The sequence below is a fragment of the Streptomyces luomodiensis genome, assembly GCF_031679605.1.
GTDB lineage: Bacteria > Actinomycetota > Actinomycetes > Streptomycetales > Streptomycetaceae > Streptomyces > Streptomyces luomodiensis.
In genome coordinates this window covers 7,081,478-7,094,795 of sequence record NZ_CP117522.1, presented here as the reverse complement: position 1 = coordinate 7,094,795, position 13,318 = coordinate 7,081,478, and the positions used below count along the sequence as shown (strand labels likewise).

Annotated in this window: 7 protein-coding genes; all 7 read right to left on the bottom strand. The window is 69.6% G+C overall.

The features are described 5' to 3' along the window. Positions 1-63: 63 nt before the first annotated feature. The 7 genes from PS467_RS29970 to PS467_RS29940 all read right to left on the bottom strand — a co-directional run bounded on the left by PS467_RS29970 (position 64) and on the right by PS467_RS29940 (position 13,302). Positions 64-579: a CinA family protein gene (locus tag PS467_RS29970; protein ID WP_268974780.1), complete on the bottom strand. Its 516-nt coding sequence runs from the start codon at positions 577-579 to the stop codon at positions 64-66. Continuing rightward, positions 576-1,211 carry a CDP-diacylglycerol--glycerol-3-phosphate 3-phosphatidyltransferase gene (gene pgsA, locus PS467_RS29965; protein ID WP_311037830.1) on the bottom strand — a complete coding sequence of 212 codons (636 nt, stop codon included), beginning with the start codon at positions 1,209-1,211 and terminating at the stop codon, positions 576-578. Before pgsA ends, PS467_RS29970 begins: the two co-directional genes overlap by 4 nt. Beyond that, positions 1,208-2,704: a 30S ribosomal protein S12 methylthiotransferase RimO gene (rimO, locus tag PS467_RS29960; RefSeq protein WP_311037829.1), complete on the bottom strand. Its 1,497-nt coding sequence runs from the start codon at positions 2,702-2,704 to the stop codon at positions 1,208-1,210. Before rimO ends, pgsA begins: the two co-directional genes overlap by 4 nt. 63 nt (positions 2,705-2,767) lie before the next feature. Beyond that, the gene (locus PS467_RS29955; RefSeq protein WP_311037828.1) at positions 2,768-3,601 is read right to left on the bottom strand and encodes a helix-turn-helix domain-containing protein; all 834 of its coding nucleotides are present in this window, start codon (positions 3,599-3,601) and stop codon (positions 2,768-2,770) included. Between the two features lie 189 nt (positions 3,602-3,790). Further along, positions 3,791-6,640: a DNA translocase FtsK gene (locus PS467_RS29950; RefSeq protein WP_311037827.1), complete on the bottom strand. Its 2,850-nt coding sequence runs from the start codon at positions 6,638-6,640 to the stop codon at positions 3,791-3,793. Between the two features lie 175 nt (positions 6,641-6,815). Then, positions 6,816-7,493, bottom strand: coding sequence for a response regulator (locus PS467_RS29945; protein ID WP_268974775.1), 678 nt, complete (start codon positions 7,491-7,493; stop codon positions 6,816-6,818). Between the two features lie 274 nt (positions 7,494-7,767). Further along, entirely contained in the window at positions 7,768-13,302 is a 5,535-nt protein-coding gene (locus PS467_RS29940) for a HAMP domain-containing protein (protein ID WP_311037826.1), read from the bottom strand. Between the last annotated feature and the right edge of the window lie 16 nt (positions 13,303-13,318).

Below are 13,318 nucleotides of genomic sequence, written 5' to 3'. Positions count from 1 at the left end.
CCGTACCGCCTCTGGCTGTGCCCGTGCGGGGAGCGATGTCGTGTTCACTCAGGGCTGCAAACATCAAATCCCGCCGTGTTGTTCCGTATCCTGTGCCCCCGTCGTCGCGATCAATTCGCTGAACAGCAGCTTGACCGCGGCGCGGACAGTCTCTCCGCGGATTCCGGCGCGGTCTCCGTCGAGCCGCAGCGCCGCCGCGGCCACCGCGTCCGAGGGCCCCGCGACGGCCACGTGAACGGTGCCCACGGGCTGACCGTCCTGCGGTGTGGGACCCGCCACACCCGTGGTGGCCACACCCCAGTCCGCGCCCAGCGCACGCCGTACGCCCCGGGCCATCTGCCGCGCCACCTCGGCGTCGACCGCGCCGCGCTCGGCCAGCAGGGCCCCGTCCACGCCCAGCAGCTCGCGCTTGAGGTCGGTGGCGTACGCCGTGACCGAACCGCGGAAGGAGCGGGAGGCACCGCCCACCGCGGTCAGCTCGGCGGCCACCAGACCGCCGGTGAGCGATTCGGCGACGGCCAGGGTCTGCCCGCGCCGCTCCAGCAGCGCCAGCACCTCGGCCGCCGTTCCCTCGCTCACCTCGTGACCTCCTCCGTCGCCCGGCCTGCCCGGCGCAGCACGATCGCCTGCCGAACGTAGTCGAAGCCGGTGACCACGGTAAGGACCACGGCCACGGCCATCACCCAGAATCGCAGCGTGGCCAGCGGCCCGGTCAGCGCCAGGATGTACATCCCGACGGCGGTGCCCTGCGCGAGCGTCTTCAGCTTTCCGCCCCGGCTGGCCGGGATGACCCCGATCCGGATCACCCAGAAACGCATCAGTGTGATCCCGATCTCACGGAAGAGGATCACGCCCGTGACCCACCAGGGGAGGTCGGACAGGGCCGACAGACAGATCAGCGCCGCGCCCATGATCGCCTTGTCCGCGATCGGGTCGGCGATCTTCCCGAAGTCGGTGACCAGGTTGTACCGGCGAGCCAGATGACCATCGAAAAGATCGGTGATCATGGCGATGGCGAACGCCGCCCAGGCGAAGGAGCGCCACGCCGGGTCGTACCCGCCATTGTGCAGCATCAACAACACGAACGCGGGCACCAGGAGCAGCCGCACCATGGTGAGGATGTTGGCGATGTTCCACAATCCGGCGGGGCTGACCGCAGCGGCCGCCGGACGGCGGTGGCCTCCCGCGGTGGAGGCCGGGACATCGGTCATCTGCCCGCCTCCCCGGTGGACGCGCCGCCGTCCCGCCGCTCCAGCGGCTCAAGCGGCTCCGCGACGAGGTCCACTCCCTCCGTCGCGATCACCTTCGCTTGGACCATACGGCCCACCTCCGGCTCCCCGTCGGTGCTGAGCAGCGTCTGGCCATCGGTCTCCGGCGCCTGGTGGGCGCCGCGGCCCAGGACGGCCCCGGTGTCGTCGATCTCCTCCACCAGCACTTCGACGACCTCGCCGAGCCGCTCCTCCGCCCGCTGGGCGGTCAGCTCCTCCGCGAGCCGCGAGACGCGCTCCAGGCGCTCCGCGACCACCTCGGGGTCGACCTTGTTCTCGTAGGTGGCGGCCTCGGTGCCGTCCTCGTCCGAGTACCCGAAGACGCCGATCGCGTCCAGCCGCGCCTCGCTGAGGAAACGCTCCAGCTCGGCCAGGTCCTCCTCGGTCTCGCCGGGGAAGCCGACGATGAAGTTCGACCGGGCACCGGCCTGCGGCGCCTTGCCTCTGATCGTCTCCAGCAGTTCGAGGAACCGGTCGGTGTCGCCGAACCGGCGCATGGCGCGCAGCACCCCGGGCGCCGAGTGCTGGAAGGACAGATCGAAGTACGGGGCGACCTTCTCGGTCGAGGTGAGCACGTCGATCAGTCCGGGACGCATCTCGGCGGGCTGCAGATAGCTGACCCGGATCCGCTCGATGCCGTCCACCGCGGCCAGCTCCGGCAGCAGCGTCTCCAGCAGCCGGATGTCCCCGAGGTCCTTGCCGTACGAGGTGTTGTTCTCGGAGACCAGCATGATCTCCTTCACCCCCTGCTCGGCCAGCCAGCGGGTCTCGCCCAGGACGTCGGAAGGGCGGCGCGAGATGAAGGAGCCGCGGAAGGACGGGATGGCGCAGAACGAGCACCGCCGGTCGCAGCCGGAGGCCAGCTTCACCGAGGCGACCGGACTGCTGTCCAGTCTGCGGCGCAGCGGGGCCCGCGGCCCGGAGGCCGGGGCCACCCCCTCGGGCAGGTCCTCGGGCGCCGTGTCCTGGGCGTGGCCGGGCAGCGCCACCGCGGTGGCGCCCTGGCGCTCGGCCGGGCTGATCGGCAGCAGCTTGCGGCGGTCGCGGGGGGTGTGGGAGGCGTGGATGCCGCCGGAGAGGATGGTGCGCAGCCGGTCGGAGATGTCGGCGTAGTCGTCGAAGCCGAGCACTCCGTCGGCCTCGGGCAGCGCCTCCGCGAGCTCCTTGCCGTAGCGCTCGGCCATGCAGCCGACGGCCACCACGGCCTGGGTGCGGCCGTGATCCTTCAGGTCGTTCGCCTCCAGCAGGGCGTCGACCGAGTCCTTCTTGGCGGCTTCGACGAAGCCACAGGTGTTGACGACGGCGACGTCCGCGTCGGCGGCTTCCTCGACGAGCTCCCACCCGTCCGCCGCCAAGCGGCCTGCGAGCTCCTCCGAGTCCACCTCGTTACGGGCGCAGCCAAGAGTGACAAGGGCGACGGTGCGGCGTTCGGGCATGCGCTCAGACTACTTCGTCCCCACGACAGCCCACGCTGGCAGGGCTCCCGATCTTCCGGCGGCTCAGCCCGCCTCGGGGTCGCCCTTGGTGTAGGACAGCCGCTGGACGGCCCCGCTGGTGCCCACGTTCTTCACTTCCTTGCCGTTCACGAACAGCTTGATCGCCCCGGCGTTGCCGAGCACCAGGTCGATGCGGCTGCTGTCGCTGAAGGTCTTGGAGTCACCCTCGCGCAGCACGCCCTCCTCGAGCAGCCGGCCGTTGTGATCCTGGGCGGAGATCCAGCTCTGGCCGCCCTCGGCGGTCAGCTTGACGGTGACCTTGTCCGCCGGGACGCCGGCGATGGCGCTGTCGGACGGGTCGGGCTTGTTCGGCGTGGCGGGCTTGCTGGGGGCGGCGCTGTTGGTGGGCGCGGAGGCGCTGGGCTTGGGCGAGGAGGTCTCCTCGGCGACCGTCGAGCCGTCACCCTCGTCGCCACCGCTGACAAGGGTGAAGCCCACGAATCCGACGACGGCGACGATCGCCGCGACCATCGCGGCCGTCCAGTTGGGGCGCCGGGGTTCGGGGCGGATCCGTTCGGCCTCGAACAGCGGCGCCGGCGCGGTCGGCGTGGGCCGGCCGCCGTGCTCGGCGTCGAACTGTGCGATCAGGGCCTCCGGGTCGAGGCCCACGGCGCGCGCGAGCACGCGGATGTGGCCTCTGGCGTAGACATCGCCGCCGCAGCGCGAGAAATCGTCCTGCTCGATGCCCCGCACGAGGGGGGTGCGCACCCGGGTCGAGGAACTGACCTCGTCGACGGTCAGCCCAGCGGAGATACGGGCCTGCTGGAGGGCACGACCGATGGAAAGCCGGTCGTCTTCGGGGGAGTTGCCGTCTTCGGGAAGGTTGCCGATGGACACGGGGGCGCCTTTCGAGCGTGAGCCACCTGCTGGGGGTTCAGTCTAGGGGTGGGGCGAAAGGGTCGGGCAAGCGGGAGGACGGAGTTTGTCCGCCATCGGGATTGCCATTCGATCACGATTCTGGGGTCTCACTCCGCCACCTCCCTCAACTTGACGTTTCGGTAGGGGAAACGGTTGCCTGCCGAACCCTTATGAGTGAGCCTTACCGCGGATCGTCTCGAGCACGCCATCCAATTCATCCGGTTTGACGAGCACATCGCGCGCTTTGGACCCCTCGCTCGGGCCGACGATGTTCCTCGACTCCATGAGATCCATCAGCCGCCCGGCCTTGGCGAACCCCACCCGCAGCTTGCGCTGCAGCATCGACGTCGAGCCGAACTGGGTGGAAACCACCAGCTCAGCGGCCTGGCACAGCAGGTCGAGATCATCCCCGATCTCCTCGTCGATCTCCTTCTTCTTCGACGACCCGACCGTTACGTCGTCGCGGAAGACCGGTGCCATCTGCTCCTTGCAGTGCGCGACGATGGCCTGGACCTCGGCCTCGGTGACATAGGCGCCCTGCATCCGGACGGGTTTGTTCGCGCCCATCGGCAGAAAGAGGCCGTCGCCCTTGCCGATCAGCTTCTCGGCGCCGGGCTGGTCCAGGATGACGCGGCTGTCGGCCAGCGAGGACGTGGCGAAGGCGAGCCGGGAGGGCACATTGGCCTTGATCAGTCCGGTGACGACGTCCACGGAGGGCCGCTGGGTGGCCAGCACCAGGTGGATACCGGCCGCGCGCGCCAACTGCGTGATCCGCACGATCGCGTCCTCGACGTCGCGCGGTGCGACCATCATCAAATCTGCCAGCTCGTCGACGATCACCAGCAGATACGGATAGGGCTTGAGCTCCCGCTCGCTCCCTTCCGGCTGCTTCACCTTGCCCTTACGGACCGCCGCGTTGAAGTCGTCGATATGGCGGAAGCCGTATGCCGCGAGGTCGTCGTAGCGAAGATCCATCTCCCGCACCACCCACTGGAGCGCCTCGGCGGCGCGCTTGGGGTTGGTGATGATCGGTGTGATCAGATGCGGAATTCCCTCGTAGGCGGTCAGCTCCACACGCTTGGGGTCGACCAGCACCATCCGCACATCGTCCGGAGTGGCCCGGACCATGATCGAAGTGATCAGGCAGTTGATGCAGGAGGACTTGCCGGAACCGGTCGCGCCCGCCACCAGCACGTGCGGCATCGTGGCCAGATTGGCCGCCACATAGCCGCCTTCGACGTCCTTGCCGAGCCCGACGAGCATCGGGTGTTCGTCGCCGACGGAGTCCGCCGAGCGCAACACGTCGCCCAGGTTGACCATCTCGCGGTCGCTGTTGGGGATTTCGATACCGACGGCCGACTTGCCGGGGATCGGGCTGATGATCCGGACGTCGGGACTGGCGACCGCGTAGGCGATGTTCTTGGTCAGCGCGGTGATCCGCTCGACCTTGACGGCCGGGCCCAGTTCCACCTCGTAGCGGGTGACCGTCGGGCCCCGGGTGAAGCCGGTGACGGCGGCGTCCACCTTGAACTCCGTGAACACCTTCGTCAGCGAGTCCACGACCGCGTCGTTGGCCGCGCTGCGCGTCTTGCCGGGGCCGCCGCGCTCCAGCAGCTCGAGCGAGGGGAGGGAATAGGTGATGTCTCCGGAGAGCTGGAGCTGCTCGGCGCGCGGCGGCAGCGGCTCGCTCACCTCGGCCACGGGCCGGGTCAGATCGGGGACCCGGTGCGGGTCCACATCGCCGGCTCCGCCCGGACGGCCCTTCCCGCCCGCCGCCTTGCCCTTGGCACCGCTCTTCCCCGCGGCCTTCCCGGGGTCCTTACCGGCATCGCGCGCGCCCGGCACCCCGCCGCTCGCGGCCCCGTCCTCCTGCTCGCCCGAAATCCCGCTGCTGAGCCCGGCGACGAGCGGCGAGGGCTGCACACCGTGCAGCACCGCCCCGTCCAGCGCGGCGGCGGCCGCGGCCGCGACGTCCACGGCGTCCATGGGCCGGTCGAGCGGCGGTTGCGCGGACGAGGAGCGGCGCGAACGCCGACGCTTGCGCAGCACCTCCTCCTCGGCCGGCTCCGGGCCGCTCGCACCGTCCGGGGCCTCTTTGGTGAGCGAGGTCCTGCGAGGCCGCCTGGCGGGCGTCTCGCGCCATTCGTCGGCGTACTCCGCCTCGTAGCCGGCCCCCGACGCGTACGCGTCCTCGTCGTCCCGCACCAGGCCCAGCCGGATGCCCAGTTGCCGCAGCCGCTGCGGAATGGCGGCGACCGGCGTCGCGGTGACCACCAGCAGCCCGAAGACGGTGAGCAGCACCAGCAGCGGTACGGCCAGCACATCGCCCATCAGGTAGATCAGCGGCCGGGAGACGGCCCAGCCGATCAGACCGCCGGCGTCCCGGATCGCCTCGGTGCCCTCGCCGCGCCCCGGGGCGCCGCAGGCGATGTGGACCTGCCCCAGGACGCCGATGACGAGCGCCGAGAGGCCGATGACGATCCGTCCGTTGGCCTCCGGCCGCTCCGGGTGGAGGAACAGGCGGGTGGCGATGGTGCCCAGCAGTATCGGCACCACCAGGTCGAGGCGGCCGAAGGCGCCGGTGACCAGCATCTCGACCAGCCTGCCGACCGGCCCTTCCAGATCGGCCCAGGTGCCCGCGGCGACGATGAGAGTGAGGGCGAGCAGCAGCAGGGCGCTGCCGTCCTTGCGGTGCGCCGGGTCGAGTCCCTTGGCGCCGCGCCCTATGCCGCGGAACATCGCCGCGACGGCCCGCGCCGCGCCCATCCACACGGCGCGCACGGCGCGGTACACCCCACTGGTGGGATTCGGCGCGGGAGGTGGTGCCGCCTTCTTCTTCGGCGGGACCTTCTTCACGGGCGCGGCGGACTTCTTGGCGGGCACCTTCTGGACCGCCGCCTTCTTCACCGCCGCCTTCTTCGCGGGCGCTTTCTTCGCGGCGCCCCCGGGCTGCCCGGCGCGCTTCTTCGAGGTGCCCGCCGTGCTCTGGGAACCCTTGCCGGACGTACGAGAGGCCATGCAGGCGAGGTTACCCGCGTCCGCCGTACGGAGCACGCATGGCGGGGGTATCAGGCACCGCTGACGTCACACCGGTGCCGCGTGCCGACGAGGCGACGAGCCGGCCGTGACGGCACGTCAACGTGCGAGTCCCCGGTCGGCGATGACCGACCGGTGGTGACGGTGGGGCGGTCGCTCAGTTCTGCGAGGGGACCTGGCCGGCCCCGCTGCCCGCGCCCGGCTCCAGCGCGTCCAGCGCCCGCCGCAGACCGGTCAGCTTGCGCTCCAGATGGGCCGCGGTGGCCACGGCGGCGGCGTCGGCCGACTCGTCCAGCTGTTTGGAGAGCGCCTCGGCCTGCTCCTCGACGGCGGCGAGCCGGGCGGAGAGCTCGGCGAGCAGCCCCGCCGACTCCTTGGCGTCCCCGGCCGCGGGCTGACCGCCCTCCAACTGCAGCCGCAGCAGCGAGGCCTGCTCCCGCAGCTGGCAGTTCTTCATGTACAGATCCACGAAGACCGAGACCTTGGCTCTCAGCACCCAGGGGTCGAACGGCTTGGAGATGTAGTCCACCGCGCCGGCCGCGTAGCCCCGGAAGGTGTGGTGCGGGCCATGGTTGATCGCCGTGAGGAAGATGATCGGGATGTCGCGGGTCCGCTCCCGGCGCTTGATGTGCGCGGCGGTCTCGAATCCGTCCATGCCCGGCATCTGGACGTCCAGCAGAATCACCGCGAAGTCGTCCGTCAGCAGCGCCTTGAGCGCCTCCTCCCCTGACGATGCCCGCACCAGGGTCTGATCGAGCGCGGAGAGAATGGCCTCCAGCGCCAGCAGATTCTCCGGCCGGTCATCGACCAGGAGGATCTTGGCCTTCTGCACCATGCCCCGTCCTCCTCGTCCCGGCGTGGGTTCTCCCCAGCTCGAAGAGCCGGGGAAAGCACCGGGCGCCGCCCCAGGGGACGACTCCCTTGCGCCGCCCGTCCTTGTGCCGGTCATGGTAGCCGCACCCCGCTGTTCGCCACACCCTGTCACCGCGATGTCACTGTGCACGTAGCAGAAACGCGGTGGGGGACCAGAAAGTTCCCCGAATACCGCGTTCCCACACGTGTTCGGCGACACTCAGTCAACACCACGGCCGGGCCGGGCGCGCCGCGGGTCACTCCCCCGACATCCACTGCTCCATCACCGTAAGGAGATGATCGGTGTCGACCGGCTTGGTGACGTAGTCCGACGCGCCCGCTTCGATGCTCTTCTCCCGGTCGCCCTTCATCGCCTTCGCGGTGAGGGCGATGATCGGCAGCCCGGCGAACTGGGGCATCCTGCGGATCGCGGCCGTCGTGGCGTAGCCGTCCATCTCCGGCATCATGATGTCCATCAGGACGAGCACGACGTCGTCGTGCTGCTCCAGGACCTCGATGCCCTCCCGGCCGTTCTCCGCGTACAGGACCTGCAGCCCGTGCTGCTCCAGCACGCTGGTCAGCGCGAAGACATTACGGATGTCGTCGTCGACGATCAGCACCTTCTCGCCGTGGAAGCCGCCCGCCGGCTCCGGGGCCACCAGGTCCTGGCCGCCCAGCAGCCACGGCTCGGGGGCCTGCGCCTGCCGTCCCGGTCGGCGGCCGGCCGACCGACGGCTCGGCTCCGCCTCCGGCGGGGACTGCTGCACCTCGGCCTGTGCCGCCTCCTGCTCGGCCCGCTGACGCCGCCGGGACAGCCCGGAGCCGCCGCGTGCGCGCGGCGCCGGGGCTGCGTCCTCCTCCGCCTCGGCACCGTCCTCCGCGGTCTCCTCCGCGCCGCTGGGGAGCGCCTCGAGCGCCAGCCGACCGGAGTCCGAGCTGCTCGGCGCGAGCTGCGGGTAGCCCTGGGGCGGCAGCTCACTGGGGTGCAGCGGCAGGTAGAGCGTGAACGTCGAGCCGCGGCCCGGTTCGCTGGCCGCGTGGATCTCGCCGCCCAGCAGCCGGGCGATCTCCCGGCTGATGGACAGGCCGAGTCCGGTGCCGCCGTACTTCCGGCTGGTGGTGCCGTCGGCCTGCTTGAACGCCTCGAAGATCACCCGCATCTTGCTCGCCGCGATGCCGATACCGGTGTCGGTGACCGAGAAGGCGATCATCTCGGCGTCCGCGTCGCGCAAGGCACCGTGCTCCAGCAGCTGTTCCCGGATGGCGTGGGGCACATCCGCGCCGGCCGGGCGGATGACCAGCTCCACGGCGCCGCTGTCGGTGAACTTCACCGCGTTGGACAGCAGATTGCGCAGCACCTGGAGCAGCCGCTGCTCATCGGTGTGCAGGGTCGCCGGGAGCTCCGGCGAGACCCTTACGGAGAAGTCCAGGCCCTTCTCGGCGGTCAGCGGCCGGAAGGTGGCCTCCACGTAGTCGACCAGCTGGACCAGGGCGATACGGGTCGGGCTGACGTCCATCTTGCCCGCCTCGACCTTCGACAGGTCCAGGATGTCGTTGATCAGCTGAAGAAGGTCCGAGCCCGCGCCGTGGATCGTCTCGGCGAACTCCACCTGCTTCGGCGAAAGGTTGCCGTCGGCGTTGTCGGCGAGCAGCTTGGCGAGGATCAGCAGGGAGTTCAGCGGTGTGCGCAGCTCATGCGACATGTTCGCCAGGAACTCGCTCTTGTAACGCATCGAGACGGCGAGCTGCTCGGCGCGCTCCTCCAGCACCTGCCGGGCTTCCTCGATCTCGGTGTTCTTGACCTCGATGTCGCGGTTCTGCCGGGCCAGCCGCTCGGACTTCTCCTCCAGCTCCGCGTTGGACGCCTGGAGCGCCTTCTGCCGGTTCTCCAGCTCGGCAGACCGCTCCCGCAGCTGCTCGGTCAGCTCCTGCGACTGCTTCAGCAGCACCTCGGTCTTGGTGTTGACGCTGATGGTGTTGACGCTGGTGCCGATCATCTCGGCGATCTGGTTGAGGAAGTCCTTCTGGATCTGGGCGAAGGGCTGGAACGAGGCCAGCTCGATCACGCCCAGCAGCTGCCCCTCGAAGAGCACCGGCAGGACGATCACATGGGCCGGGGCCGCCTCGCCGAGCCCCGAGGCGATCTTGAGATATCCCGGTGGCACGTTCTCCACCAGAATCGGGCGCTTCTCCTCGGCGACCGTGCCGATCAGCGTCTCCCCGGGCTTGAAGCGCGTGGGCATCGAGCCGTGGGTGTAGCCGTAGGAACCGACCAGGAGCAGTTCGTAGCCGTCGTCGGAGGTGCTGTCCGCGACCACCTCGGTGCCCTCACCGGGCGGTACGGCCAGGAAGAACGCGCCGTGCTGGGCGGAGACCACCGGGGTCAGCTCGCTCATGATCAGCCGGGCGACGTCCTCGAGGTCGCGACGGCCCTGCATGAGACCGGAGATCCGGGCGAGGTTGCCCTTGAGCCAGTCCTGCTCCTTGTTGGCGAGCGTCGTCTCGCGCAGGTTGGCGATCATGGTGTTGATGTGGTCCTGGAGGACCTGGATCTCGCCCGAGGCGTCCACGTCGATCTTGAGGTTGAGATCACCGCGGGTCACCGCGGTGGCGACCTCGGCGATGGCGCGCACCTGACGGGTCAGGTTGCCGGCCATCTCGTTCACCGACTCGGTCAGGTCCTTCCAGGTGCCGGCCACGTCCCGCACCCGAGCCTGGCCGCCCAGCTGCCCTTCGGTGCCCACCTCACGGGCCACCCGGGTCACCTGGTCGGCGAACGACGAGAGCTGGTCCACCATCGTGTTGATCGTGGTCTTGAGCTCGAGGATCTCGCCCCGCGCCTCGATGTCGATCTTCTTGGTCAGATCACCCTGGGCGATCGCCGTGGTGACCATCGCGATGTTGCGGACCTGTCCGGTCAGGTTGGACGCCATCGAGTTCACGGACTCGGTGAGGTCCTTCCACGTCCCCGAGACGCCGGGCACCCGGGCCTGACCGCCCAGGATGCCGTCCGTGCCCACCTCGCGGGCCACCCGCGTGACCTCGTCGGCGAACGAGGACAACGTCGTCACCATCGTGTTGACGGTGTCGGCCAGGGCCGCGACCTCGCCGCGCGCCTCGACCGTGACCTTCTTCGTCAGATCGCCGTTGGCGACCGCGGCCGAGACCTGCGAAATGTTCCGCACCTGAATGGTCAGGTTGTTGGCCATCAGGTTGACGTTGTTGCTCAGGTCCTTCCAGATGCCGGTCACACCCGGAACCCGCGCCTGACCGCCCAACTGCCCCTCGGTGCCCACCTCACGGGCCACCCGGGTCACCTGCTCGGCGAACGACGACAGCTGGTCCACCATCGTGTTCACGGTGGTGACCAGCTCCAGGATCTCGCCCTTGGCATCGACGGTGATCTTCTTCGACAGGTCGCCCTTGGCGACCGCCGTCGTCACCTCGGCGATGGAACGCACCTGGGACGTCAGGTTGTTGGCCATGCTGTTGACGGACTGGGTGAGGTCCTTCCACGTCCCGGAGACGCCCTGTACCTCGGCCTGGCCGCCCAACTGGCCCTCGGTGCCCACCTCACGGGCGACCCTGGTGACCTCCTCCGCGAACGACGACAGCTGGTCCACCATCGTGTTCAGGGTGTTCTTCAGCTCCAGGATCTCGCCGCGCGCATCGACGTCGATCTTCTGCGAGAGGTCACCGCGCGCGACCGCCGTGGCGACCTGCGCGATATTGCGCACCTGAGCGGTCAGATTGCCCGCCATGCCGTTCACCGAGTCGGTCAGATCGCGCCACACACCGGCCACACCGGGCACCTGCGCCTGACCGCCCAGCCGGCCGTCCGTACCCACCTCGCGGGCGACCCGGGTCACCTGCTCGGCGAAGTCGGAGAGCTGGTCGACCATCGTGTTGATGGTGTTCTTCAGCTCCAGGATCTCGCCGCGCGCATCGACGTCGATCTTCTGCGACAGATCGCCACGCGCGACCGCCGTCGTCACCTGGGCGATACCCCGCACCTGAGCGGTCAGATTCCCCGCCATCGAGTTGACGGAGTCGGTGAGGTCCTTCCAGACCCCGCTGACCCCGTCCACCCGGGCCTGGCCGCCCAGCCGGCCCTCGGTGCCCACGTCCCGCGCCATCCTGGTGACCTGGTCGGCGAACGAGGACAGCTGGTCCACCATGGTGTTCACGGTGTTCTTCAGCTTGAGCATCTCACCGGAGACATCGACAGTGACCTTCTGCGACAGATCGCCGTTCGCCACCGCCGTGGTCACCTGGGCGATGTTGCGCACCTGTCCGGTGAGGTTCCGGAACGCGGTGTTCACCGAATCGGTGAGATCCTTCCACGTCCCCGCCGCACCCGGCACCTGCGCCTGACCGCCCAGCTCGCCCTCGACGCCGATCTCCCGGGCCACCCGCGTCACCTCGGCGCCGAAGGACTGAAGCTGGTCCACCATCGTGTTGACGGTGTTCTTCAGCTCCAGCATCTCCCCGGCCACGTCCACGGTGACCTTCTGCGACAGATCACCGTTCGCCACCGCCGTGGTCACCTGGGCGATGTCCCGCACCTGAGCGGTGAGGTTCCGGAACGCGGTGTTCACCGAATCGGTGAGATCCTTCCACGTCCCCGCCGCACCCGGCACCTGCGCCTGACCGCCCAGCAGCCCCTCGGCGCCGACCTCGCTGGCCACCCGCGTGACCTCGTCGGCGAAGGTGCGCAGCGTCTCGGTCATGGTGTTGATCGTGTCAGCCAGCTGCGCGACCTCGCCGCGTGCGCTCACCGTCACCTTCTGCGACAGATCGCCATTGGCGACCGCCGTGGTCACCTGGGCGATACCGCGCACCTGAGCGGTCAGGTTCCCGGCCATCAGGTTGACGGAGTCGGTGAGGTCCTTCCAGACCCCCGCGACGCCCGGCACCTGCGCCTGACCGCCGAGCTCGCCCTCGGTGCCCACCTCACGGGCGACTCTGGTCACCTCGGCGGCGAACGAGGAGAGCTGGTCCACCATCGTGTTGACGGTTTCCTTCAGCTCGAGCATCTCCCCGGACACATGAACCGTGACCTTCCGGGACAGATCACCCTTCGCCACCGCCGTGGTCACGAGAGCGATATCACGCACCTGAGCGGTGAGCCGGGAGGCCATCGTGTTGACGGACTCCGTCAGGTCCTTCCACGAACCCGACATTCCGCGCACTCGGGCCTGGCCACCCAGCTTGCCCTCGGTGCCGACCTCGCTCGCGACCCGCGTCACCTCATCGGTGAACGCCGAGAGCTGGTCCACCAGGCCGTTGACGGTGCGCCCCACCTTCAGGAACTCACCGCGCAGCGGATGCGCCGACCCGTCGGCGCCCTGTGCCCGCAGGTCCATGCGCTGCTCCAGGTCGCCCTCGGCGACCGCCGACAGCACCCGGCCCACCTCGGACACCGGCCGCACAAGATCGTCCACCAGGGCGTTGGAGGCATCGATGGCCGCCGCCCACTGCCCCTCACAGGCGCCGGTCTCCAGCCGCTCGGTGAGCTTGCCCTCCCGGCCGACCACCCGCCGTACCCGGGTCAGCTCGCCGGTAAGTTGCAGATTGCGATCCGCGACCTCGTTGAAAACGGCCGCGATCTCGGACATGACGCCCTCGCCCGAGACCGTCAGCCGCTTGCGGAAGTTCCCGTCCCGCATGGCCGTCATCGCGGTCAGCAGCCGGTTCAGGGCCGCCGTCTCCACTTCAGTCGTCCCATTGCTCCGGGACCGTCCGCCTTTCGCGCGCGTATTCGTGCCCCGCGCCGCTGCGCCAGACTCCACCGTGTCCCTCCCGCAG

What these genes read in the sequence shown, in the direction of transcription:
- pgsA (WP_311037830.1), bottom strand. Translation starts at nt 1,211, where the DNA reads ATGACCGATGTCCCGGCCTCCACCGCGGGAGGCCACCGCCGTCCGGCG.
- rimO (WP_311037829.1), bottom strand. Translation starts at nt 2,704, where the DNA reads ATGCCCGAACGCCGCACCGTCGCCCTTGTCACTCTTGGCTGCGCCCGT.
- PS467_RS29950 (WP_311037827.1), bottom strand. Translation starts at nt 6,640, where the DNA reads ATGGCCTCTCGTACGTCCGGCAAGGGTTCCCAGAGCACGGCGGGCACC.
- PS467_RS29945 (WP_268974775.1), bottom strand. Translation starts at nt 7,493, where the DNA reads ATGGTGCAGAAGGCCAAGATCCTCCTGGTCGATGACCGGCCGGAGAAT.